The organism is Neobacillus sp. (assembly GCF_031988165.1).
Taxonomy (GTDB): domain Bacteria; phylum Bacillota; class Bacilli; order Bacillales; family Cytobacillaceae; genus Neobacillus; species Neobacillus rhizosphaerae.
The window spans coordinates 108,751-132,779 of record NZ_DALZYO010000012.1 but is presented as its reverse complement, the minus strand read 5'-3'; the positions used below and the strand labels follow the sequence as shown (position 1 = coordinate 132,779).

Below are 24,029 nucleotides of genomic sequence, written 5' to 3'. Positions count from 1 at the left end.
TATTGAAGAGGATAGAATAAAGCATGGAAAAAAGCCATTAAAGGAAAAGGTAAGGGTTAAATCGCTTATCTAACTCGGGAAAATTGCTTTATTAATTTAGAAAGGAAAAAATGGAGCGAAGCTTGGCAGACTCAAAAGAGCTGCATGGGCTTCGCTACTGCCGGTTACGGGGATTAAAGAATGCAAGTGAACAGGCTCTCCTTACAGCAGCCTGCCAAAATATAAAAAAGATTGCGACACACTTTGCCAGGTTAGAAAAAGTGTGTTGCCATTCTTTAGGTTGATTTGCCACCCTGTTGATTGGAGCGGAGGGCACTCGACTCCTGCGGGATAGAGAGGTCACGGGAGACCCCGCAGGCTCCAAAGAGCCGAGGAGGCTCCCGGACCTCCCCGCGGAAAGCGAGTGCCCGGAGCGGAAATCAACAGGCCAGTTAGCAGGGCCAATCCATTATTAAAAAATTGCCGAGAAATATACCCTTTCTCGACAATCTGAGTCGATCTTCATAGAGACCGATTTTTTATTATATGGATTATCAACTAGTCAACTTTACATATTTCCGTCGGACAATCCTCGCAATCAATTTCCCTTTTTAAAAACACTATGTCATGAATAGTAATTGTCCCTTTATCAATTGAAATAACACCAATTTTTCGTAAATCACTTAGCAAGCGATTGACTACTTCACGAGAGGTGCCACAGAAATTAGCTAATTCTTGATTTGTTAACGGTAATTCAATCAAAATCCCTTTATTAGTTTTCATACCGTAACTATTACTGATGCGGATCAGGGTAGAATACAAGGCCCCTTTTTTTCCGTGAAGAACCAAATCACGAAATCTAGTTTGCGTTTTCCGGTATTGTTGGCTCATCCATTTTATGAATTCAAAAGAAAGAGGAAGATTTTGCGAAAGTTTTTCTTCAAGAACATCTTTCATAATGACAGCTACTTCGCCACTCTCAATAACACGTGCACTTAATAAATATCTTGAAGCAGGGGAAAATAAATTTAATTCACCGACAAAATCACCACTGGAGCACATTCTTAATGTAAGCTCTCTTCCATCAGGAATAATTTTGCTAATTTGGAGAATACCGCTTTGGACAATATACAATTCATCAGCAACAGATCCCTCTTGGAAAAGAAAAGTGCCTTTTTCCATTTTCTTAAAATGGTGGACCGTATCAAATAGATGGGACAAGGTTATCGGCATTTCTTTTACTGACTGCATACTCATAACCACCTTTTAAAGGTATGAAATCAATCTTGAAAATAAATGACAGTCAAGGTTGGATTTACAAGATATTACTATAATTATATTGTTAACAAAGATTAATTAGCAATACATGTTGAATAAGTTCATACAATCGTCAAAAAGTCTTACACTTTTCGAGTATTTCTTAGGAAATATTGTCTATCCCCGTGGAAATTTGTAAGAAATTCCTATAATGGTCACACTAGAAAAGGAAATAATATAAGGGAAAGAAGTTAAGGAGGGAAAAATATGGGACAAAATCATCAGTTTAAATCTGGTAAAAAAGCACCTAATAACGGTGTGTACATTGAAGTAGGCGAAACAGGAGACAACGTGCTAAATCCAAAAAAAATTAAACTTAAAGCAGGTGATGCATTTCCTGAAACATCCAATGATAACCGTGTATGGACTTACCAGCGAAAACCATAAATTAAAGTTAGATAAAGTCATCCATTTGGGTGGCTTTTTTCCTGTTTAAAATTTTACTTCTATTATTGAGTTGTTTTATAATTAAATCAATAGGTCAAAAATGGTCAAAGAGGATGTGGGAAAAATGGATTTAAACCGCATGACAGAACGATTACAAAAAGGGTTAATGGATGCGCAGACGTTAGCCATTAAAAAAAGCCATCAGGAGGTCGACGAACCTCACTTATTATTGTCGTTAATGGACCAAGAAGATAGCCTAGTAGCAGCTATTCTTGAAAGGACAAAATTGGACCCTGAGAAAGTTAAAAATAACCTCTTGGAATCATTGAGGAAAAAACCTCAAGTAACCGGAAGCGGCACAGAACAGGGGAAACTATATATCACTGCAAAGCTGCAAAAGTTACTGGTAAGTGCTGAAGGATTTGCAGCAAAATTTTCTGATGAGTATATTTCGGTTGAGCATTTTTTGTTAGCTGCTGCTTATGCAAATGATTCTGAAATGAAAAAAATTATTTCTTCATTAGGGCAAACAGCTGAAACTATTCTAAACGCGATTAAAGAAATAAGGGGGAATCAAAGAGTGACATCACAAAATCCTGAAGCGGGATACGATGCTCTTAAAAAATACGGCAGGGACCTCGTTGCCGAAGTAAAAGCAGGTAAAATGGATCCGGTCATTGGTAGAGATGCAGAAATTCGCCATGTTATTCGGATTTTATCCAGAAAAACAAAGAACAATCCCGTTTTAATCGGTGAGCCTGGTGTCGGAAAGACAGCAATTGTCGAAGGTCTTGCCCAAAGGATTGTCAGAAAGGATGTTCCTGAGGGCCTTAAGGATAAAACAATCTTTTCTTTGGATATGAGTGCGTTAATTGCCGGGGCAAAATTCAGAGGTGAGTTTGAAGAACGGTTGAAAGCGGTCTTAAATGAAATCAAAAAGAGTGAAGGACAAATTTTGTTGTTCATTGATGAAATTCATACAATTGTTGGCGCAGGTAAAACAGAAGGTGCGATGGATGCAGGCAATATGTTAAAACCGATGCTTGCTCGCGGTGAACTTCATTGTATCGGGGCGACAACACTTGATGAACATCGGAAATATATCGAAAAGGACCCTGCGCTTGAACGAAGATTCCAGCAAGTCCTTGTGCAAGAACCAAATGTTGAAGATACCATTTCGATTTTAAGGGGCTTAAAGGAACGGTTTGAGGTGCACCATGGGGTGAAAATCCATGACCATGCGTTGGTTGCAGCAGCTACGCTTTCCGACCGTTATATTACGGACCGTTTTTTACCGGATAAAGCGATTGATCTTGTGGACGAAGCATGTGCACTGATCCGCACCGAAATAGATTCAATGCCGACCGAATTGGATGAAGTGACACGAAGAGTAATGCAGCTTGAAATTGAAGAAGCAGCGTTAAGAAAGGAAAGTGATGAAGGCAGTAAACGGAGGCTTGAAGCACTTTTAAAGGAACTTGCCGATTTAAAAGAACTTGAAGATACGATGAAGGCCAAATGGCTCGGGGAAAAACAAAGTATCCAGCAATTACAGGAAAAAAGGGAACTTCTTGAAAAGCTTCGCTGGGAGCTGCAACAGGCAGAGGATAAGTACGATTTAAATCGTGCAGCTGAACTTCGCCATGGACAAATTCCATTATCAGAGCGGGAACTAAAGGAATTAGAGGAGGCTGCAGAAAAGGATGATCGGCTGCTGCGTGAAGAGGTTACCGGGGAAGAAATCTCAAATATCGTCTCTAGGTGGACAGGAATACCCCTTTCTAAGTTAGTCGAAGGTGAACGAGAAAAACTGTTAAAATTAGAATCAATCCTGCATGAGAGAGTTATCGGTCAAAATGAAGCTGTCAATTTAGTGACTGACGCTGTACTCCGCGCCAGGGCGGGAATAAAAGATCCTAATCGGCCGATTGGTTCTTTTCTATTCTTAGGTCCTACAGGTGTTGGGAAGACAGAGCTTGCAAAAGCACTAGCAGAATCCCTATTTGATAGTGAAGAACACATTATTCGAATTGATATGTCAGAATATATGGAAAAGCACTCAGTTTCCCGGTTAATTGGTGCACCACCGGGTTATGTCGGCTATGAAGAAGGTGGACAGCTAACAGAAGCTGTAAGAAGAAGACCTTATTCGGTCATCTTAATGGATGAAATCGAAAAGGCTCATCCGGAAGTATTCAACATTCTCCTGCAAGCTCTTGATGACGGACGGATCACTGATTCACAAGGTCGGGTTGTGGACTTTAAGAATACGGTTATTATTATGACCTCCAATATCGGTTCACAATTTTTACTTGAACGAAGTGAAAATGAAATTGAGATTTCCGCTGACGCAAGGGATAAGGTTATGAGTCAATTAAGGACTCATTTTCGTCCGGAATTTTTAAATCGAATTGATGAATCGATTCTTTTTAAGCCGCTTTCATTAGGAGAAATTAAAAATATTGTTGTGAAAATGATGAAGGAACTGCAAAATAGGTTAAAACAACAGCAAATTGATATTACCATTAGTGAGGAGGCAAAGGAATTTATTGCTGTAAATGGCTTTGATCCAATATATGGTGCAAGACCTTTGAAGCGGTTTATTCAAAGAAACATTGAAACAAAGCTTGCTCGGGAAATTATTGCGGGTATGGTTCATAATCAGTCAAGGGTAGAAATAACGATCCAAAATGGAGAAGTAATGTTAAACATCCTGTGAAGGAATGACAGCAACAATAAAAAAGGTCATCCATTTAATATGGAAGACCTTTTTTGTAAAAAATCAATGTTTTTCTACTGGCTGTTTTGGAATCACAGCAGCGGCAATGTAAATCAAGACAGTTACCCCAATAGATACTATTGCACCTGATTTAAAATCAAATTCAGCGCCTGGAGTCATTGAACTAACTACATATGAAAGCATTTGCACTAATAGAAATGACCAGAAAAAAGTCCAAAAGAATCGCACTATTTTTCACCTCTAACATATTATACATCTTATTTAATATTATCATATCTTTTCGAAATAATAAACGTTTTATCGACAATTTGCACTAACTGAAGGAACCTTTCGAATATATCCTAAATTAGGCAAACTCCCTTTCATCTTTTGTGAAATGGCATACAATATTTTGAGGAAATATGCAAAAGGAGATTTATCTATGGAGAATCGCAATTTTCAAATGGATACTCAATGGAATATAATTCACTACCCAGAAAAGCCTACAGGATTTGGGATCTTAATCATTGGTGACGAAAGGCATTTTGTGGACGAGAGTAAATGCTTTTGGACTCAAAATGAAGGCAAGCTAGCCATTATCGATCAACTGAAAGAAGAAGGGTACACCATTTTTTCCTCAAATCTGTTTGGGCGAAACTGGGGAAGTGAAAGTGCCGTCGAACTTGCTATGAGCTTATACCAACATGTAATTCGAAGCGAAATTCTAAACAATAAAATCCATATATTAGCTGAAGGCATGGGAGCACTTGTTGCAGTAAGGTTAATGGAAAATATGAAGAAAAACATCAGGTCGGTCATCCTGCTTAATCCTATCCTTTCCTTAAAGCATCATCTTGAACAGGAAAAGGAACATAAGTTTTTTTATAAAAAATTAATGAAGGAATTATCAACTGCCCATAAAAAGAATCTGCTAGAGCTTGAAAACAATATTTTCAGCATGGAGGAAAGCATTAATCTTGAGTATGACTTCCCAGTTAAAATCATTCATGTCCTTGCTGGCGGAAAATCGTATAATCAATCAAAACAATATCACCGGATTATCAATACCTCTAAATTTAATCCTACCTTTATTCTTCCAGAAAAAAAACAACAGCTTGGCAAAATATTTATTAAGTATTTTAGCAGCCATGAAACTGTCCTTTAAGTCCTAATTCTCCCCATATTGAAATATTTCTTTATTGAACCGCATAGTATTCAATAAGGCTAGCTTGGGGAGGAAGATTTAATGGACAAGGCCATAATTTTTGGAATATATAATTTTGTTAGTTTTCATGCTTGCAAAACCCTTTTGAATAAGGGTTTGGAGGTGATAGGAGTTCACATAGATGAAATTGACAATAATCATTTCCTAGCGGAAAAAAGACTTGAGGTTGGACGAAATGCAAACTATATCGAACAGACCTTATCAGAGTGGGAAAATAGTCGTAATGAAGAAATGGCGAAAACAGCGTTAATTTTTTCAATATATGATTTATTTATGTGTTATAAAGAAGCAATAATACAAAGAGAAAAGGTTGTGGAATCAATTACGCACTATTTAGAGCGTAATAATAGTGAGATGAGTGTTGTAGTCATCCTGCCGATCCAAATGGTAAGTTCTGATAAGAGTATGGAGATGGAAGCCTTCCTAAACCAAGCAAGGAAATGGGGGAAGCATATCCAGATGTTTTATGTACCTGCGATTTATGGTCCTTGGCAGTCATCAACATTTTTGTTTCAACGAGCTATTCTTTCAAAATTCCAAAAGACGAAAATCATAAAAGATGAGCGAGAATGGACAAGTGATATCCTTTATGTTGATGATGCCTTAGAAGTATTGTTTGAAATTATGGAATCCAAGGGTGATGGAAGCTATATACTCGAAAGCGGGAAAAAGGATTATTGGTTTGAATGTGCTGAGTTTCTTCATTTAAATGAATACACGGTTCGCTCCAACTGTCATGCCCCACCGAAATTAGACAATCATTTTGAAAGAATTTTAGTGAAAGAAATAACACCTATTACCGATTCCATTTCCAAACAGTTAGAACAAGTGCAACGGTTATTCCATAATGGTATCTAGAGTCATTTGTATTAAATTATTTATTATCTTGCAAAAAGCTGGCCATTAGGAAATATGTCTTTTCATTTAGCAGGTCAAAGGTTAGAATATAGGAAAAAAAGGTTCTATAGTCCATTAAATATAAGGAAGAAATGTGTTTAGGAAATGGCTGCCGATTAAAGGAGGTGTATGGAATGCTAAACCGATTCGGAATCATTCTTTTATGTCTTCTTTTACTTGGAGCATGCGGTGAAACAAAGTCTTCAGGGAAATTGCAGAAGGTTGGATTGTTAGTTCCGGAAACAATCAATGATCAGGTGTGGGGAACGAAAGGCTTTAAAGGATTGCTAAAAATACAAACAAATTTCAATGTAGATGTATTTTATAAAGAGCGAATGAATTCAGAAGTCGATGTTGAACGTGCTGTAGAAGAATTTGATCAAAAGGGAGTAAACCTTATCTTTGGCCATGGTTCTGAGTATGCTGAATATTTTAATAATATTTCTAAAAAATATCCCCAGATTCACTTCGTCAGTTTTAATGGTGATGCAAAAGCGCCAAATACAACTAGTCTAAACTTTAAAGCTCATGCAATGGGCTTTTTTGGCGGGATGGTTGCAGCACATATGTCTAAACGGCATAAAGTAGGTGTTTTAGCTGCTTATGAATGGCAGCCAGAAATTGAAGGCTTTTATCAAGGAGCGATGGCAGAAAATAAACAAACCATTGTAACCATAGAATATGTTGGAAACTGGGATGATGAAAAAAAGGCACTTCAATTAGTCAATCATATGCTTGAAAATGAGGTTGATGTCGTCTATCCGGCAGGTGATGGCTTTAATGTTCCAGTGATTGAAAAAGTTAAGGAACATGGTGTATATGCTATTGGCTATGTTTCAGATCAATCTGATTTGGGGGAGTCGACCGTTTTAACAAGTACCATTCAGCAGGTGGATTCTTTATATGAAAAGATCGCAGAGCAATACAATGATGGCAGGCTGAAATCAGGAAATCTTTCCTTTGATTTTCAAGACAATGTTATCTCACTCGGTAAATATAGTCCATTAGTTAGTAAAGAGTTTATTGGGAAAATGAACATGCATATTGAAAAATATAAGGAAACAGGAATTCTACCTAAATAAAAATGTACATAACATTAATAAGCTGCCGCTTTCTTGGGGCAGCTTATTTCTTTTTCCAGATTTGTTCCACGAATGGGATTATCTTTTGGAATAATGGTTTTAAACCTCGTATTGATTCCACCAATGTATCGATATTCACGATAAGTTCTTCATAATTAATCGTAGATTGGTTGTTGGCTTGGTGAGGTTCATGGATATGTTCATGGTGTTCTGGTTGTCTCCTTGTTCCAAACATTAAATTAGTAAACGGATCTTGAATCTGAGTTTGCTCATGATGTTGGTTGTTGTCTTGATCTTGATCTACAGGTTCATGCTGAGTCTGATCCTCCATTTCCCTATAACTCCTTTCTGAATTGATCTTTTATATAGAATATGATTTATCGAATAAAAGGAATGTACATTAGCGGAGGATATAATGGAAGAAATAGTTGCTTAAAATAGGGTCTATTTGATAAAATTAGTACCAAGTCATAATAATTGATATTAATCTTTTGGATATAAAAGAGATTGGCCAAAAAAAAGGAGCTGAAACTTGTGAGAGCTGGTATTGTTGGAATTGGCAGATATTTACCTGAAAAAATTGTCACAAATCATGACTTGGAAAAAAGAATGGATACCTCTGATGAATGGATTCGTACTAGAACAGGAATCGAGGAAAGACGAATTGCGGCTGATGATGTTGATACATCAGATATGGCATTTGCTGCTGCCCAAAAAGCGATTGAAAATGCGGGAATCACAGCAGAAGAAATTGATTTAATTTTAGTGGCGACGGTTACTCCTGATACACCCTTTCCATCTGTTTCCTGTAGAATTCAAGAAAGATTAGGGGCAACGAAAGCAGCGGCGATGGATGTTAGTGCTGCATGTGCAGGCTTTATGTATGGAATCGTTACGGCTAAACAATTTATTGAGTCCGAGGTTTATAAATATGTATTAGTAGTTGGAGTTGAAAAACTTTCGAAAATCACTGACTGGAATGACCGCAATACGGCAGTATTATTTGGCGATGGTGCTGGAGCAGCAATCATTGGCCAAGTTTCTGAAAATCGCGGGATTCTTTCATTTGAGCTTGGTGCAGATGGTACAGGGGCTAAACACCTTTACCAAGACGAATATATTATTATGAACGGACGAGAAGTGTTTAAATTTGCTGTTCGGCAAATGGGTGAGAGCTGTGTTAATGTCCTTGAAAAGGCTGGATTAACAAAAGAGGATGTGGATTTCCTCATCCCTCATCAAGCCAATATTCGTATAATGGAAGCCTCTAGACAAAGATTAGAGCTTCCGGATGAAAAAATGTCTAAAACGGTTCAAAAGTATGGCAACACCTCTTCAGCATCAATACCAATCTCGATTGTCGAGGAATTAGAAGCCGGAAAAATTAAAGATGATGACCTCATTGTCATGGTTGGCTTCGGTGGCGGATTAACTTGGGGAGCGATTGCGATCAGGTGGGGAAAATAAACTGAGATTTATTTGAAAAAAATAGAGAAATGTTAGTGGATAAAAGGAGATGTACAAATGGAAAAACGTAGGGTTGTAGTAACAGGCGTCGGCGCAGTGACACCACTTGGAAACGATGTTGAAACAACGTGGAAAGGGATTCTAGAAGGTAAATCAGGTGTTGGTCCGATGACAAGAGTCAATGCCGATGAATATCCGGCAAAAGTTTCTGCTGAATTAAAGGACTTTAATCCTGAAGTATTTATGGAAAGAAAAGATGCCCGTAAAATGGATCGTTTTACGCAATTTGCTGTTGCATCTGCGTTAATGGCTGTCCAAGATGCAAATTTAACCATTAATGAAGAAAATTCTCATCGTGTCGGTGTTTGGATTGGTTCCGGTATTGGCGGGATGGAAACCTTTGAACAGCAGTACGAAATTTTTCAAAAAAGAGGGTACAAGCGGGTTAGCCCATTCTTTGTCCCCATGTTAATACCTGATATGGCTACAGGCCAAGTTTCGATCACCCTTGGGGCAAGAGGCTTCAATTCCTGTACCGTAACCGCTTGTGCTACTGGTACAAATTCCATTGGTGATGCTTTTAAAGTCATCCAACGTGGTGATGCCGATGTTATGGTATCAGGTGGTGCAGAAGCACCAATTACGAAAATGTCTGTGGCTGGGTTCTGTGCCAATACCGCTCTTTCCACAAATCCGGATCCACAAACGGCTAGCCGACCATTTGATAAGAACCGCGATGGCTTTGTTATTGGTGAAGGTGCTGGGATCGTTATTTTAGAAGAATTAGACCATGCCTTAGCCCGAGGGGCAAAAATATATGCCGAAATCGTTGGCTATGGTGCAACCGGTGATGCCTATCATATTACCGCACCTGCACCTGGTGGTGAGGGCGGAGCCCGGGCAATGAAAATGGCTATTAATGATGGCGGGTTAAAGCCTGAGGATATTGATTATATTAATGCCCATGGTACAAGTACTGAATATAATGATAAGTTCGAAACGCTTGCAGTGAAAGAGGTATTTGGTGATCATGCCTATAAACTGGCCATGAGCTCTACCAAATCCATGACTGGTCATCTTCTCGGTGCTGCTGGCGGTGTGGAAGCCATTTTTACTGTGTTGGCAATGAGAGATAGCATGATGCCGCCAACCATTAATTATCAAACACCAGATCCAGAATGTGACTTGGATTATGTCGTGAATATTGCACGGCAAAAAGAAATTAAGGCAGCCATGAGCAATTCACTTGGCTTCGGCGGCCATAACGCCACGATTGTATTTAAAAAATATGAGTAAAAATTTAGGATCGACCGGCTTTTATGCTTGGTCGATTTTTCTATGCCTATTTTGTAGGATGAATTTTTCATTAAATGTCTAAATGAACAATACTTATTAATTTGATGTAATCAGCTATAAAAAGAGACTCAAAAGCCTTTTTGTCCTATGAACCTCCCCAAAAAACAATCATAAACTGTAAAATAGTCAACTTTGGCTTGAATGGGGTGATGTAATGGGTATTATTCGAACGGATCAATGGTTACAAGAGGATTTTGACAGCCCAGTTAGAATCTGCAAAAGGCTAATGCCATATTTCAAAGGACAGAAGGCAAACGACATTTACGATCAATTAATAAGTTTTGGGATGTACCGACCATCACGAACCGCGATGAACAATCTTAATTGGATGAAGGAACAAAAAGCATGGAATAAAGTGGAGCAGTTATATAATAAATATAAAAAAAAGTGGAATGGTCCAGAAATACCAGTATTTCTCTTTCCATTAGCACAGCCTGGAGGTTTTTTTATTAGAAAAGAAAAAAGTAAGGCAGGAGTTTCCTTTCCTGATAAAATGTTTCTATTTCTTTCGCAACAGGATGACCCGAAAGAAATTGAAGCACTTCTTGTTCATGAGTACCACCATGTCTGCAGATTAAGCATGTTGAATAAAAAAATGGAAGACTACACCTTACTCGATTCGATTATTATCGAGGGGCTGGCAGAATATGCGGTATTAAAAAATTGTGGACAGGAATATTTAGCTAGTTGGTGCCGTATGTACTCCGAGAAGGAAATTTCACATTATTGGGATAAATATATCAAAAAACAATTAGACACGAAGAAGAATGAACGAGGACATGATGAACTTTTATATGGGGGTGGCAGGATTCCCAAATTGCTTGGATATGCTATCGGGTATAATATTATTGGGAAATTTTATGTTAATCATAGCTATTCTACAAAACTATCTTTTAGTATTCCTGCTAAAAAATATTTACAGGAAAAATAGTATTCAGTTACTAAAGCCTATTATTTCGGGCTTTTTTTATTTTCATTTGGATGAAAGTTACTAATTTTACAAAAAAGTCTTGCAATTGCAACAATTTCGTAATAAAATTTTATTTAAATATAATGAATTAATAGAATAATTCAAAAAATAAGAAGGTGTACTATGAGCACAAAAAAGTCGCTGCGTAATGAGGCACCACTGCTCGAAGTGAAAAATTTACAAACTGCCTTTGATATTGAAGGAACCGATTATAATGCTGTTGATAATGTTTCATTCAAAGTAAAGCCACGGCAAATTGTTGGGGTTGTAGGGGAATCCGGCTGCGGCAAATCTGTTATGAGTCTATCGATTATGAAGTTGCTGCCGAAGGGAATTGGAAAAGTAAAATCAGGCGAAATCATTTTTGATGGTATAAACCTTGAGAAAATGTCCGAAGCTCAAATCAATAAAATCCGCGGTAAAGATGTCTCCATGATTTTTCAAGAGCCAATGACTTCTTTAAATCCAGTATTCACCATTGGCTATCAATTGCAGGAAGTTCTTTTTAATCATTTGAAGATTTCAAAACAAGAGGCACGGCGAAAAGCCATTGCTTTACTAAAAAGTGTGGGAATCTCTCGTCCTGAAAAAATTGTCGATGAGTATCCACATCAATTATCAGGTGGTATGAGACAAAGGGTCATGATTGCCATTGCAATCGCCTGTCAGCCAAAGTTGTTGATTGCCGATGAGCCAACAACTGCCCTTGATGTAACTGTTCAAGCGCAAATCCTTGAACTTCTGAAAGAAATTCAAGAAGTAAACGATATGTCGGTCATTTTGATCACACATGATTTAGGTGTAGTTGCAGAAATGTGTGATGAAGTAATTGTTATGTATGCTGGTAAGATAGTAGAACACACAGATGTTGATACGTTATTCCATAATCCAAAACATCCATATACAAGGCTGCTTATGGGAGCAATCCCGAAAATGGATGAAAAGGAAGAACGATTAAGCTCAATCCAGGGAATTGTTCCGTCATTAACTAATATGCCAAAGGTTGGATGCCGTTTTGCCCACCGTTGTCCACAAGCAATGCCAGAATGCTTTACGGTTACCCCTTTACTAGAGGAAGTCGAACAAGATCATGAAGTGGCCTGTTTGCTCTTTGAAACTAGTATACCAAGGGAAGGGGTGAAGTAATGAGTAGAGTCTCCATACATAAAAATAATGAAAAAGTTCCCTTCCAATCTGAAAATCTATTGGAGATATTAAATCTTAAAACCTATTACCCTGTTAAAGGTGGATTTTTTAAACGCACCGTTGGGAATGTTAAGGCGGTAGATAATATCTCTTTTGAGATAAAGAAAGGTGAAACTCTTGGATTAGTAGGTGAATCTGGCTGTGGCAAATCTACTGCTGGCCGGACTATTTTACGATTATTAAAACCAACAGATGGACACATTCGATTTGATGGAAAAGATATCACAAAAGTTTCAGGAAAATCACTCCGAGAAATTCGCAAAGATATGCAAATGGTCTTTCAGGATCCATATGCTTCCTTAAACCCGATGCAAATGATTGGCGACATTATCGCTGAGCCAATTTACAATTTTTCTAAGAAAAGCAAGGCTGAATTAAAAACGGAAGTCATGGATTTATTAGACAAAGTAGGTTTGCCGCAGGATGCTTATTACAAATATGCCCATGAATTTTCCGGCGGTCAGCGCCAAAGAATCGGTATTGCTAGATCCTTGGCATTACGGCCAAAGTTAATCATTGCTGATGAACCGGTATCTGCACTAGATGTTTCTGTTCAATCACAAGTATTAAATTTATTAAAAGATTTACAAGAAGAATTTGAGCTAACCTTCCTTTTTATCGCACATGACCTAAGTGTTGTTAAACATATGAGTGATCGAATTGGAGTTATGTACTTAGGTAACATGGTCGAGATAGCTGATAAAGACAGCCTTTATGCAGAACCTCTCCATCCATATACACAGGCATTAATTTCAGCGATTCCATCGCCAGATCCAAGAGTTAAGAAGGAAAGAATTATCCTAACGGGTGATGTACCGAGTCCAATCAATCCACCATCAGGATGTCCATTCCATCCGCGCTGTCCAATGGCTATGGAGGAATGTTCACGGAGTAAGCCCGTTTTAAAGGAGGTGAAGCCATCTCATCGAGTAGCTTGCCACCTTTATTAATCAAAAGAAAATATAAAATCTTATAGGGGGGAAACAAATGAAGAAGAAAAGTATACTTATGCTGGCAGCCTTAATGCTGGTCCTTTCCGCATTTTTGGCGGCATGCTCTAGCAACAAAACGGGAACAAAGAAAGAAGAAAACAATGGAAAATCTGGTGAAACCACTGATAAACCTCAGGATGGCGGTACATTAGTGTATGCCCTCGATTCTTCTTTTAAGGGAATTTTAAACTGGTCTTTCTATGGTGATGCAGTTGATGATGAAATTCTCCAGTTATTTGATGAAAACCTAATCAGATATGATGAAAAATTAAAACCTCAACCAAATATCGCATCATGGAAAACTACAGATAACAAAGTTTATGATTTCGAGTTCAAAAAGGGTGTTAAATGGCACAATGGTGATGAGTTATCCGTAAAAGACTGGGAATTCGCCTTAAAGGTAGTTGCGGATAAGGATTATGAGGCTTCTCGCTTTGAGAACGTACGAAATATTGAGGGCGCACAAAATTACCATGATGGTAAAGCGACTGAAATTTCAGGTATTAAGGTGATTGATGATTACCACATCCAAATTACCTTTGATAAGGCTCGTGTTAACAACTTGGAAAACCTTTGGACATATCCGATGAACCGTACAGAATTCAAAGGCATAGCTGTTAAAGATATGGAGGCTTCTGAGCAAGTCCGTACGAAGCCAGTCGGTTTAGGACCATTTAAAGTAACAAAAGTGGTTCCTGGCGAATCGATTGAGATGTCTCGTTTTGATGACTACTTTAATGGTAAGCCGCATCTCGATAAAATTGTTGTTAAAGTTATCGACCCATCACTTTCTGTTGGTGAACTTAAAAACGGTACACTTGATATGACAAAATTCCATCCAAGTATTATTGACGAAGTTAAAAAGCTTGATAATGTAAATGCAATAACATATCCAGGATTAAGCTACTACTATGTTGGATTCAGAATGGGAACATGGGATGGCAACCAAAACGTAATGAATGATAAGAAATATCAAAACGTAAAACTACGTGAAGCTATGTATTATGCAATCAATCGTGAAGAATGGGTTAAAGCTTTCTTCTTTGGTGTAGGTAAGCCAGTTAACCGTCCAGTTCCTACAAATCACTGGATTGCTGCAGATAATAAAGATCTTGAACAATTTAAATACGACCCAGAAAAAGCGAAAAAATTATTAGATGAAGCCGGCTATAAAGATGTTGATGGCGACGGTTTCCGTGAAGATCCGCAAGGGAAGAAATTTGTAGTTAACTTCAGCCACTATGCAACTCAAAACCCAACATTCGAATCTCGTGCGAAAGCATTGACACAGTATTGGGAAGAGGTTGGCTTAAAAACAAAGCTTACTATGACAGATGCAAACCTATACTATGACATGCTTGATAAGGCAGATAAGTCATTGGAAGTATTCTTTGGCGGCTGGTCAACTGGTACAGATCCAGATCCAACTGCACTTTGGAGCTCTAAAGCAATGTGGAACTATCCTCGTTGGGTAAATGCGGAGAGCGATAAATTACTTGACCAAGCACTTGATATGAGTGTGGTAGGAACAGATGCCAACAAACGTAAAGATATTTATGGACAATGGCAAAAATTATTTATGAAAGAACTTCCAGTACTTCCAATTGCTGAAATTGAAGAAACGATGGCAGTCAGCAAACGGGTTCATGGCGTTACATTTGACGTATCTGGTTATAACCGTCCAAATGTATGGTGGATCAAGCAATAATTGCAGCAAATTAACATGCAAAGACTATGTTAAATGCTTAATATGTAAAAATATTTAGCCTAAGAAGTTCAATTGGGTGAGGCTGAGAGAGAAACTATTCTTTCGAAACCTTTCCCAATTGGACAAATTGGGTTACATCCACCACTTTATTTGACATAGTTTAGAGACAAGGAGAATGCACATGCTAAAGTATGCATTTCGAAGAATTTTGGGCATGATTCCGATGTTATTTCTAATCTCCATCGTTGTCTTTACCTTGGCAAAATTAATGCCTGGGGATTCTCTTTCAGGAGAAATTGACCCAAGAAATACTAATCCAAAATATATCGCAGAAATGCGGGAAAAATTAGGCTATAACGACCCGTTACCACAACAGTATTTCCGCTGGATTGGCAATTTTGTTGAAGGTGAATTTGGAAAATCAGCACGTTATAAAATAAAAGTATCAGACGTTATTGGAGAACGTGTACCGAACACGCTATTACTTGGATTTACTTCTATATTAATTACATATATACTTGCCTTCTTTATGGGGTTATATTCCGGCAGAAAACCATATACACTTGGAGATAATTTAATAGGAGGGATAAATTATTTGGGCTTATCCATCCCATCTTTTATCGCTGGGGTATTTGCAATCTTCTTTTTTTCTTTTACGCTTGGATGGTTTCCATCAAATGGTTCGATTGATATCGGTGTGACAGAAGGTACAGCTGAATATTGGTTAAGTCGTTTTCACCATGTATTCTTGCCGGCCGTAGTCCTTGGATTATTAAGTACTGCAAGTTATACACAGTTTTTACGAAATGATATTATCGAAAACAGCCGGAAGGACTTTGTTCGTACAGCACGTGCAAAAGGGACACCGGAAAAAAAGATTTACAATGTTCATATTTTAAGAAACTCTATTATTCCACTCATTACCTTTTTAGGGTTTGATTTAGTTGCTATTATCAGTGGTGCAATCATTACGGAAACGATTTTTACTTATCCTGGTCTTGGACAACTATTTTTACAATCTGTCGGAACACGGGATTATCCAGTTTTAATGACGTTGACAATGTTATTCTCCTTTTTAACACTAATCGGCAACCTTGTAGCTGATGTTTTATACGGTGTTGTAGATCCGAGAATTAGGCTAGATTAGGGGGGATTTAGATGCAAATTGCTACGCAAAAGGATACTAATATTATCAAAGTACCCCCGCAAAAAAGTTTATCTCCATGGGCAATGGCTCGGAAAAAGTTTGTAAAAAATAGATTGGCTATGATTAGTCTTATCTTTTTAGTTATTGTTGCTATTATTTCCTTCCTTGCTCCGTTTATAACAACTGCAGATATAACTAAAGTTAACATTGGTCAAATGTCATTAGAACCTTCAGGAGACCATTGGTTAGGAACGGATAAGGCAGGCAGGGATGTTTTTACAAGATTACTTTATGGTGGCCGCATTTCCTTATTAGTGGGAATGAGCTGTACATTATTTGTCATTGTACTTGGAACAATGATAGGTTCCATTGCTGGATATTTCGGGGGAACAGTTGACAGTCTTTTAATGAGATTTACAGATTTTATCTTAAACTTTCCATTTCTTGTATTTGTTATTGTAATCAATGCAATATTGTTTGGGAGAGTGAGTGGTCTCTGGGTTTTAATAGGAGTTATTAGTTTGCTTAGCTGGGGAGGAATTGCTCGTATCGTAAGAAGTAAAATCCTTGCTGAAAAAGAAAATGAGTATATCATAGCTGCTATATCTATCGGTTGTTCACCGACAAAGATTATTGTGAAGCATTTATTACCCAATGTTTTATCTACAATCATTGTACAAGCAACTATTACCTTTGCAACGATGATCGTAGCTGAATCAGGATTAAGTTTCCTTGGGTTTGGTGTTCCACAAGAAGTTCCAAGTTGGGGGAATATGCTTTCTTCGGCAATCGAACCAGATGTCATGCAATTCAAACTTTGGATATGGGTACCACCAGCAATCATAATCACCATCACCATTTTATCAATCAACTTTATCGGTGAAGGTTTAAAGGATGCTTTCAATCCTAAATCAAGAAGATAAAAATCTACCATCCTGATATGGTAGATTTTTTTTTATCCTAAGGTCTCCCTAATACCAGTAATAAAGTGTAACTGGAGTAAAATATATATTAAGGAATAATTTAACTAAGGTCTGCCCATACTGATTTACAAACAGTTTCTTGAAGTGAGGGGTTGTACTATGTTGTATCTTCATGATGTATGGGTAAATTGGTTTGAAGGGGAAGAAAACGGTTATAATGTTTGCCACTTTCATGAATGGCGGAAAGATGACGCTGTGGAGCTGTTAGACCAAGTTCCGCTTTTAAAAGTCGAACCGATACTATTTGATTATATTGAGAATGATTTGTTAGAATTACCTCAACAGCTTCTAGATGATATTTATCAGAAAGCTTATTTAAGAAAAAATCATGAAAGAGTCCAGCTTGACTATTGCTTTGTTGTGACAGATGGTACTGGAATTTTAGCTATTGATACAATTGGCTACAATATTCCAATTCGAAAAAGCAGGCTGATACCAAGGCAAGAGCAGCTTGTCTACGAAATGATTGGCCAACAGGAAGCAAAACCATATCATTTTTACAGCAAGTCAAAAATAAAGGATTTTCATATTTTGTCACCAGAACCAGAACTAATGAGAGGACTAACCAGAAAAGAACGACAATTAAAGCAGCTGTTATTTATGGCTCTTGATCAATTGCTCTCATCTAATAACGAAGCTGAAGTACGGTATTGGTTTACCGAGTGGTGTCCTGAACAATATTCAACGATTCAAGAATTAAATTTTGAAGAGGCCTGGGATCAGCTATTTGAAGAAACCAAATATGGCTGGTCGAAGCGGCACGAAACATTCTGTGAGAATCTAATTAAAGGGCAGCCATTTTTTGAAAAGCTTTGGGAAATGGAGCATGGTCCAAAAGTAAACTAAAGGCCTGACCCAAAAGGTTTGCACGGCATACCTTTTGCGGACAGGCTTTTAATTTGGCTATCTTCTTTTTCGTCCCAACCCCATTGCATTTTCCATTTTCTTAAGGGTTTTACTTGCTACCTGGTTCGCTTTCTCAGCTCCACGGTCCAAAATATTGTCTAGTTCATCTGATTCCATTAAATTATAGTATTTGTCCTGAATAGGCTTAAAAAAGTTAACAACAACTTCCGCTAAATCACCTTTAAAATCTCCATACCCTTTCCCAACATACATTTCTTCAATATCAGCGATCGATTTTCTATCTAAAATCGAGTAGATCGAAAGGAGATTAGATACCCCTGGCTTATTCTCTTTATCGAATTTAACGAGTCCTTCAGAGTCGGTTACGGCACTTTTTATTTTCTTGATAATTTGCGTTGGTTCATCTAATGGTGTAATAAAGGATTTTTTATTTGGGTCAGACTTGCTCATTTTTTTTGTTGGTTCTTGAAGCGACATAATGCGTGCTCCTACCTTAGGAATACTGATTTCAGGGATGGTAAGAATGTCGTTATACTTCTTGTTAAATCTTTCAGCTAAATCCCTTGTTAATTCCATATGCTGCTTTTGATCTTCCCCGACAGGGACAAGGTCTGTGTTGTACAATAAAATATCTGCGGCCATTAACGGTGGGTAAGTCAAAAGACTTGCAGAAACGGCTTCTTTTCCTGCTGATTTATCTTTAAACTGAGTCATTCGTTCTAATTCCCCGATATAGGACACACATTGCATTAACCAGCCTGCCTGAGCATGTGCGGGAACCTCTGATTGAATAAAAAGCGTAGCCTTTTCTGGATTAAGACCAACTGCAAGATATAATGCAGCTAAGCTACGGATATTTTTACGAAGTGTAACGGGGTCCTGGGGAACTGTAATAGCATGCTGATCCACTATACAAAAGAAGCAATTGTATTCGTTTTGCATATCGACAAACTGCTTCAATGCCCCAATATAGTTGCCAATTGTAATAGTGCCACTCGGCTGAATGCCTGAAAAAATTGTCTTCATTTAAATCTTGCCTCCTAAAAAAATAAATAAAAAAAACCATTCGTCCCCAAAAAACGAATAGGGACGAATGGTTCGCGGTACCACCCTAAATTACTCAAAAAAGAGTCACTCAGTTCCATTATCGTCTGGCAGACGATAATGGATTCCTTTTAACGCAAGGACAACGTCTATTCCTACTTGTTTAAATCGGTTCAGAAAGAAGCTCAAAAGTCCATTCCGTATCTATTTCGTGTTTGTTTCCACCAGCCACAAACTCTCTAAAACGAATAGGATACGTACTCCTCTTTATCATCGCTTTACATTTACTATTCGATTATTCACATTATAAATGAAAAACATATTTGTTTTCAAGTTAGTTACATATAAAATACCAGGAGAGCGATTGCCATGAATAAACCATTTACTAAACCATAAAACAGCAACGGTTTTTCATCAATCGTAACAAGTTCAGATAATCGCGGGATTTCATCAAATCTTCTTTTATTGTGTCCTCTTGAAAAGGCATAGCTAAATGACCTTGTAATGACATCATAAAAACCTGAATGAACCGTAAAAAGCAGTAAGGATGTGAGTAGTAACAAGGATGAAAAATAAAAAGATATATTGATATAGCTTAACAAAGAAACTTTCCGGTAGAAAATAAAGGAAATAGTAACTATCACAAGCTGTATAATAGCCAAAATAATCAGTCTCTTTTTATTGAAAATATTCACTGGAAAACCTCCAAAAACATTGATTTATTAACGATATCGTCATTCTATTATACAAAAAAATCAGTATAAGTCTAAATTATATCACGTCTATTTGTAATCGTTACGTAAAAATTGTATCTATTTTGTAAATTAAATTGCAAAAAATAATGTACAAATATTTTAAAATATGTATAATAGAGAATGTAGTAATTTTTCAGAATAATAGAAAAGGGAGGTCTACTAGTGAAGAAATCAAAACTTTCACTACTTTTAGTTTTAACATTAGTCCTTAGCATGTTCCTTGCTGCATGTTCAGGCGGCACTAAAAACGAAGGAACAAAAAAGCCGACAGACAAAGGCGGAGAGAAACCAGCTGCTGAACAACTTTCTGATAAGCAAGAAATTACGGTTTTAGAAACTGCTGAAATTCCAACGATGGATAGTGTTATGAACCAGGACGTTCTTGGTGGAACAATGTTAAATGCTACCAACGAGGGATTATATCGTTTAGACCCTGATCAAAAGGTAATTCCTGGTGTTGCGGCCGAAATGCCGAAATACAATGCTGATAAAACCGTTATAACGATTAAATTGAAAAAAGAAGCAAAATGGTCTAACGGTGACCCAGTTACTGCACATGACTTCGTATACTCATGGCAAAAGGCGGTTAACCCAGACACCGCATCTCCATACGGTCCATACTTCATGGAGGATAAAATTAAAAATGCTTCTGAGATTGTTGCAAAAAAAGCAAAACCAGAAGATCTTGGGATCAAAGCATTAGATGACAATACATTGGAAATTAGCTTAGTTAGACCAATTCCATATATTGAATCATATCTAACTTTCTCATTATTCTATCCACAAAACAAAAAGTTTGTTGAAAAAGAAGGCAAAAAATATGCATCAGGTGCCGATAGCTTACTTTCCAACGGACCATTCAAATTTACTAAGTGGGATGGCCCAACCGCTACTGACTGGGTATTAGAAAAGAACGATGGTTATTGGGATGCTAAAAACGTAACATTAAAGAAAATAAACTTTAACGTTTCTAAAGATGGTCAAGCTTCCGCGAACGCATTCACAGCAGGCGAAGCAGATATTACACCAAGACTTGCACAAGCTGCAATTCTTTCCCAATTTGATGGAGCACCAGAATTGATGCGTTACTTAGAGCCATCTATTTGGTGGTTAAAAATGAATGAAAAGAATCCAGCATTGAAAAATGTTAATATCCGTAAAGCAATTGCATTAGCAATTGATAAGAAGGCATTAGTTGATGATGTTTTAGCTAACGGTTCAATTGAAGCTAATTTCTTAATTCCAAAAGGCTTTTCTTTCTTAGACGGTAAGGATTTCCGTGCTAATGGCGGCAATTTCTTGAAAACAAATAAAGACGAAGCTAAAAAGCTGTGGGAAAAAGGACTTAAAGAAACCGGTCTTAAGGAAGTAACACTTAAATATATTGGTCAAGATACCGAAACTGCAAAAACGACTGATGCTTTCATTAAAGACCAGTTAGAAAAAACTCTTCCTGGAATGAAGATTAATATTGAGAGTGTTCCTTTTAAAATCAAAATCGACCGTGATAATAAGGAACAATATGATCTCTTAATGGGCGGCTGGGGACCTGACTATGCAGATCCAATGACTTATATGGACCTTTGGTTAACAGGTGGACAAAATAACCATATGAATTACAGCAATCCTAAATATGATGAGATGATTAAAAAATCTATTGATGAGCTAGCTGCTAAGCCACAAGAACGTTGGAAAAATCTTCAAGATGCTGAAAAACTCTTGTTAGAAGATGATGCTGCATTTGCACCACTTTACCAACGAGCTGTTAACATATTAGTTAATACAAAAGTTAAAGGTTTAGCAACCCATGCATTTGGTCCTGACTTTAGCTATCAGTGGATTAAAGTATTAAAATAGGTCACGTTTACTAATCAAATATAAAGAGAGTATATTAAAGAATATACTCTCTTTTTACCTGTATGCTAATTGTCGAAATATGACGAATTTTCACTAATTAGGAGGTGTGGGCATGGCGAAATATTTATTGCAGCGAGTTCTTTATATGATTATTACACTGTTTATTGTTATAAGCGTTACCTTTTTCCTCATGAAGCTAATTCCTGGAAGTCCATTTAATAATTTTGAAAAACTCAATCCTACTCAGCAGAATATTCTATTGGAAAAATACGGATTAAAAGACCCTTTGCCTGTTCAATACGGAAAATATTTAAAGGCAATGGTGAAAGGGGATCTAGGAGTCTCCTTCCAATTTGACAATACTCCTGTAACAGAGCTGCTTTCAAAACGTATTGGGCCATCAGCAACATTGGGTTTTCAAGCAATGGTTGTTGGTACAATACTAGGCATCTTTTTAGGTGTCATCGCTGCGCTTAAACAAAATAGTTGGGTTGATTATGGTTCAACTTTTATTGCAGTAGTTGGAAAATCAATACCATCATTCATTTTTGCAGGATTGCTTCAATACTATGTCGCGGTTAAGTTAGGATGGCTTCCAGTTATGTTCTGGAAAGGACCAGAATTTACGATCCTCCCTACGATTGCGTTAGCGATGTTCCCGATATCGATTGCAGCTCGATTTATGCGTACAGAAATGATTGAAGTGTTAGGATCCGATTATATTACTTTGGCAAAAGCAAAGGGCGCCAGTTACTGGCAAATAAGTGTAAAGCATGCACTTCGTAACGCACTTATTCCTGTTGTTACCGTCTTGGGACCTTTAGCTGTTAGTTTAATGACAGGGTCGCTGGTTATTGAACGTATCTTTTCAATTCCTGGAATAGGTGAGCAGTTTGTTAAGTCAATTGGCATGAATGATTACCCTGTGATTATGGGGGTTAACATTTTATTTGCCGTTTTATTCGTAGTAATTATATTAGTTGTTGATATTCTCTACGGAGTCATCGACCCACGTATTCGTATTTCGGAGGGGAAAACTAAATGATCAACAAAGAAAAAATCATTTCAAAAGATATGTTTGCACCCGTCCATATTGACCCATCAAAAAGTGAAAGAATTGCTAAACCAAGCCTGAGTGCATGGCAAGATGCTTGGTTAAGGGTTCGTAAAAATAAGGCTGCTGTTATTAGTATGGTGATTCTCGCTATATTAATTATAATGGCGTTTGTTGGTCCACTGATTACACCGTATGATTACTCTGATCAGAATACCAAACACAATAACTTACCACCAAGGATTCAAGGATTAGAAAACATACATTGGCTCCCTTTTGACGGTACTTTAACAAAAAGAGATGGGTCTGAATATAACGCTTATGAGGTCAGAAAAGTTGATAATTATTATTGGTTTGGAACGGATTCTCTAGGTCGTGATCTATTTGCACGGCTTTGGAAAGGAACTCAGGTTTCATTATTCATTGCTTTTATGGCTGCCTTAGTTGATATGCTTATTGGAGTATCTTATGGTGCCATCTCCGGTTATTTAGGCGGCAAGTTAGATAGTTTAATGCAACGCATAATAGAAATAATTGTTGGGATTCCCAACTTGATTGTTGTGGTATTAATGATATTAGTGTTAAAACCTGGGATTATTCCAATTATCATAGCATTAACTATAACAGGCTGGACGAGTATGGCTCGTGTTGTCCGTGGGCAAGTATTGAAATATAAAGGTCAGGAATTTGTCATGGCTGCGAAAACATTAGGGGCATCGGATGGATCGATTATTTTTAAGCATATGATTCCTAACATGTTTGGTGTTATTATCATAAATACGATGTTTTCAATTCCAAGTGCGATATTCTTCGAAGCATTCCTGAGTTTTATCGGATTAGGTTTACAAGAGCCGGCGTCTTCTCTAGGAACATTAGTTAATGACGGATTTAAGGGAATGATTGCTTTTCCATATCAAATGATTATTCCTTCCTTCATGATAGCTTTAATAATGGTATGTTTTAACATGGTAGCCGATGGATTGCGAGATGCGCTCGATCCAAAAATGCGTGATTAGA

Annotated in this window: 22 protein-coding genes, 1 pseudogene and 1 other annotated feature; of the genes and pseudogenes, 18 read left to right on the top strand and 5 right to left on the bottom strand. The window is 37.4% G+C overall.

Annotated features, from left to right (window positions below; translation table 11 throughout):
• Positions 1 to 98: 98 nt before the first annotated feature.
• Positions 99 to 284, top strand: a pseudogene (locus RTR43_RS09370) (transposase); the annotation flags it as partial.
• 253 nt (positions 285 to 537) lie between these two features.
• On the opposite strand, the gene RTR43_RS09365 reads toward RTR43_RS09370, so the two are convergent.
• The gene (locus RTR43_RS09365) at positions 538 to 1,230 is read right to left on the bottom strand and encodes a Crp/Fnr family transcriptional regulator (protein WP_396954553.1); all 693 of its coding nucleotides are present in this window, start codon (positions 1,228 to 1,230) and stop codon (positions 538 to 540) included.
• A 273-nt stretch (positions 1,231 to 1,503) separates the two neighbouring features.
• Here RTR43_RS09365 and RTR43_RS09360 point away from each other — a divergent pair, with 273 nt between their 5' ends.
• Positions 1,504 to 1,683 carry a YjzC family protein gene (locus tag RTR43_RS09360; RefSeq protein WP_248733842.1) on the top strand — a complete coding sequence of 60 codons (180 nt, stop codon included), beginning with the start codon at positions 1,504 to 1,506 and terminating at the stop codon, positions 1,681 to 1,683.
• A 124-nt stretch (positions 1,684 to 1,807) separates the two neighbouring features.
• Positions 1,808 to 4,402, top strand: coding sequence for an ATP-dependent chaperone ClpB (gene clpB / locus RTR43_RS09355; protein WP_312471327.1), 2,595 nt, complete (start codon positions 1,808 to 1,810; stop codon positions 4,400 to 4,402).
• Positions 4,403 to 4,465: 63 nt separating this feature from the next.
• Here clpB and RTR43_RS09350 read toward each other — a convergent pair whose 3' ends face one another.
• Positions 4,466 to 4,651, bottom strand: a complete 186-nt coding sequence (locus RTR43_RS09350) for a YjzD family protein (RefSeq protein ID WP_312471325.1) — start codon at positions 4,649 to 4,651, stop codon at positions 4,466 to 4,468.
• A 193-nt stretch (positions 4,652 to 4,844) separates the two neighbouring features.
• Here RTR43_RS09350 and RTR43_RS09345 point away from each other — a divergent pair, with 193 nt between their 5' ends.
• The 3 genes from RTR43_RS09345 to RTR43_RS09335 all read left to right on the top strand — a co-directional run bounded on the left by RTR43_RS09345 (position 4,845) and on the right by RTR43_RS09335 (position 7,606).
• A complete protein-coding gene (locus tag RTR43_RS09345; RefSeq protein ID WP_312471323.1) occupies positions 4,845 to 5,567 on the top strand; it encodes a hydrolase in 723 nt (240 codons plus the stop codon).
• A gap of 81 nt (positions 5,568 to 5,648) precedes the next feature.
• Positions 5,649 to 6,485: a hypothetical protein gene (locus tag RTR43_RS09340; protein WP_312471321.1), complete on the top strand. Its 837-nt coding sequence runs from the start codon at positions 5,649 to 5,651 to the stop codon at positions 6,483 to 6,485.
• Between the two features lie 173 nt (positions 6,486 to 6,658).
• Positions 6,659 to 7,606, top strand: a complete 948-nt coding sequence (locus RTR43_RS09335; protein ID WP_312471320.1) for a BMP family ABC transporter substrate-binding protein — start codon at positions 6,659 to 6,661, stop codon at positions 7,604 to 7,606.
• 43 nt (positions 7,607 to 7,649) lie between these two features.
• Here RTR43_RS09335 and RTR43_RS09330 read toward each other — a convergent pair whose 3' ends face one another.
• A complete protein-coding gene (locus tag RTR43_RS09330) occupies positions 7,650 to 7,937 on the bottom strand; it encodes a hypothetical protein (protein WP_312471318.1) in 288 nt (95 codons plus the stop codon).
• 203 nt (positions 7,938 to 8,140) lie between these two features.
• Between RTR43_RS09330 and RTR43_RS09325 the strand changes: the two genes are divergently transcribed.
• From RTR43_RS09325 to RTR43_RS09285, 9 genes are all read left to right on the top strand, one after another.
• Entirely contained in the window at positions 8,141 to 9,073 is a 933-nt protein-coding gene (locus RTR43_RS09325) for a beta-ketoacyl-ACP synthase III (RefSeq protein WP_312471317.1), read from the top strand.
• 57 nt (positions 9,074 to 9,130) lie between these two features.
• Positions 9,131 to 10,369 (top strand): beta-ketoacyl-ACP synthase II, encoded by a 1,239-nt coding sequence (fabF, locus tag RTR43_RS09320; RefSeq protein ID WP_312471316.1) that lies wholly within the window; start codon positions 9,131 to 9,133, stop codon positions 10,367 to 10,369.
• Between the two features lie 214 nt (positions 10,370 to 10,583).
• Entirely contained in the window at positions 10,584 to 11,360 is a 777-nt protein-coding gene (locus RTR43_RS09315; RefSeq protein ID WP_312471313.1) for a DUF2268 domain-containing putative Zn-dependent protease, read from the top strand.
• A 162-nt stretch (positions 11,361 to 11,522) separates the two neighbouring features.
• Positions 11,523 to 12,545: an ABC transporter ATP-binding protein gene (locus tag RTR43_RS09310; protein WP_312471312.1), complete on the top strand. Its 1,023-nt coding sequence runs from the start codon at positions 11,523 to 11,525 to the stop codon at positions 12,543 to 12,545.
• Positions 12,545 to 13,555, top strand: a complete 1,011-nt coding sequence (locus tag RTR43_RS09305; protein WP_312471311.1) for an ABC transporter ATP-binding protein — start codon at positions 12,545 to 12,547, stop codon at positions 13,553 to 13,555. Before RTR43_RS09310 ends, RTR43_RS09305 begins: the two co-directional genes overlap by 1 nt.
• Before the next feature lie 37 nt (positions 13,556 to 13,592).
• Positions 13,593 to 15,305, top strand: coding sequence for an oligopeptide ABC transporter substrate-binding protein (gene opp4A / locus RTR43_RS09300; RefSeq protein WP_312471310.1), 1,713 nt, complete (start codon positions 13,593 to 13,595; stop codon positions 15,303 to 15,305).
• 181 nt (positions 15,306 to 15,486) lie between these two features.
• Positions 15,487 to 16,452, top strand: a complete 966-nt coding sequence (gene opp4B, locus RTR43_RS09295) for an oligopeptide ABC transporter permease (RefSeq protein ID WP_312471309.1) — start codon at positions 15,487 to 15,489, stop codon at positions 16,450 to 16,452.
• Positions 16,453 to 16,463: 11 nt separating this feature from the next.
• Positions 16,464 to 17,375 (top strand): oligopeptide ABC transporter permease, encoded by a 912-nt coding sequence (gene opp4C, locus RTR43_RS09290; protein WP_312471307.1) that lies wholly within the window; start codon positions 16,464 to 16,466, stop codon positions 17,373 to 17,375.
• A gap of 159 nt (positions 17,376 to 17,534) precedes the next feature.
• Entirely contained in the window at positions 17,535 to 18,281 is a 747-nt protein-coding gene (locus RTR43_RS09285) for a YjbA family protein (protein WP_312471306.1), read from the top strand.
• 57 nt (positions 18,282 to 18,338) lie between these two features.
• Here RTR43_RS09285 and trpS read toward each other — a convergent pair whose 3' ends face one another.
• Positions 18,339 to 19,328: a tryptophan--tRNA ligase gene (trpS, locus tag RTR43_RS09280; RefSeq protein WP_312471305.1), complete on the bottom strand. Its 990-nt coding sequence runs from the start codon at positions 19,326 to 19,328 to the stop codon at positions 18,339 to 18,341.
• Between the two features lie 56 nt (positions 19,329 to 19,384).
• Positions 19,385 to 19,629, bottom strand: a binding site (T-box leader).
• 55 nt (positions 19,630 to 19,684) lie between these two features.
• On the bottom strand, positions 19,685 to 20,041 hold the full coding sequence (locus RTR43_RS09275; RefSeq protein WP_312471303.1) for a DUF3899 domain-containing protein: 357 nt from the start codon (positions 20,039 to 20,041) through the stop codon (positions 19,685 to 19,687).
• Positions 20,042 to 20,263: 222 nt separating this feature from the next.
• Here RTR43_RS09275 and RTR43_RS09270 point away from each other — a divergent pair, with 222 nt between their 5' ends.
• The 3 genes from RTR43_RS09270 to opp3C all read left to right on the top strand — a co-directional run bounded on the left by RTR43_RS09270 (position 20,264) and on the right by opp3C (position 24,028).
• Entirely contained in the window at positions 20,264 to 21,958 is a 1,695-nt protein-coding gene (locus RTR43_RS09270; RefSeq protein ID WP_312471300.1) for a peptide ABC transporter substrate-binding protein, read from the top strand.
• A gap of 112 nt (positions 21,959 to 22,070) precedes the next feature.
• Positions 22,071 to 23,003, top strand: coding sequence for an oligopeptide ABC transporter permease (opp3b, locus tag RTR43_RS09265; protein WP_312471297.1), 933 nt, complete (start codon positions 22,071 to 22,073; stop codon positions 23,001 to 23,003).
• A complete protein-coding gene (gene opp3C, locus RTR43_RS09260) occupies positions 23,000 to 24,028 on the top strand; it encodes an oligopeptide ABC transporter permease (protein ID WP_312471295.1) in 1,029 nt (342 codons plus the stop codon). The genes opp3b and opp3C overlap by 4 nt, the downstream gene beginning before the upstream one ends.
• Position 24,029: the final 1 nt, after the last annotated feature.

Bases quoted from the DNA above. Each gene is read 5' to 3' on its own strand.
- RTR43_RS09365 (WP_396954553.1), bottom strand. From the start codon at position 1,230: ATGCAGTCAGTAAAAGAAATGCCGATAACCTTGTCCCATCTATTTGAT.
- RTR43_RS09360 (WP_248733842.1), top strand. From the start codon at position 1,504: ATGGGACAAAATCATCAGTTTAAATCTGGTAAAAAAGCACCTAATAAC.
- clpB (WP_312471327.1), top strand. From the start codon at position 1,808: ATGGATTTAAACCGCATGACAGAACGATTACAAAAAGGGTTAATGGAT.
- RTR43_RS09345 (WP_312471323.1), top strand. From the start codon at position 4,845: ATGGAGAATCGCAATTTTCAAATGGATACTCAATGGAATATAATTCAC.
- RTR43_RS09340 (WP_312471321.1), top strand. From the start codon at position 5,649: ATGGACAAGGCCATAATTTTTGGAATATATAATTTTGTTAGTTTTCAT.
- RTR43_RS09335 (WP_312471320.1), top strand. From the start codon at position 6,659: ATGCTAAACCGATTCGGAATCATTCTTTTATGTCTTCTTTTACTTGGA.
- RTR43_RS09330 (WP_312471318.1), bottom strand. From the start codon at position 7,937: ATGGAGGATCAGACTCAGCATGAACCTGTAGATCAAGATCAAGACAAC.
- fabF (WP_312471316.1), top strand. From the start codon at position 9,131: ATGGAAAAACGTAGGGTTGTAGTAACAGGCGTCGGCGCAGTGACACCA.
- RTR43_RS09315 (WP_312471313.1), top strand. From the start codon at position 10,584: ATGGGTATTATTCGAACGGATCAATGGTTACAAGAGGATTTTGACAGC.
- RTR43_RS09310 (WP_312471312.1), top strand. From the start codon at position 11,523: ATGAGCACAAAAAAGTCGCTGCGTAATGAGGCACCACTGCTCGAAGTG.
- RTR43_RS09305 (WP_312471311.1), top strand. From the start codon at position 12,545: ATGAGTAGAGTCTCCATACATAAAAATAATGAAAAAGTTCCCTTCCAA.
- opp4A (WP_312471310.1), top strand. From the start codon at position 13,593: ATGAAGAAGAAAAGTATACTTATGCTGGCAGCCTTAATGCTGGTCCTT.
- opp4B (WP_312471309.1), top strand. From the start codon at position 15,487: ATGCTAAAGTATGCATTTCGAAGAATTTTGGGCATGATTCCGATGTTA.
- opp4C (WP_312471307.1), top strand. From the start codon at position 16,464: ATGCAAATTGCTACGCAAAAGGATACTAATATTATCAAAGTACCCCCG.
- RTR43_RS09285 (WP_312471306.1), top strand. From the start codon at position 17,535: ATGTTGTATCTTCATGATGTATGGGTAAATTGGTTTGAAGGGGAAGAA.
- trpS (WP_312471305.1), bottom strand. From the start codon at position 19,328: ATGAAGACAATTTTTTCAGGCATTCAGCCGAGTGGCACTATTACAATT.
- opp3b (WP_312471297.1), top strand. From the start codon at position 22,071: ATGGCGAAATATTTATTGCAGCGAGTTCTTTATATGATTATTACACTG.
- opp3C (WP_312471295.1), top strand. From the start codon at position 23,000: ATGATCAACAAAGAAAAAATCATTTCAAAAGATATGTTTGCACCCGTC.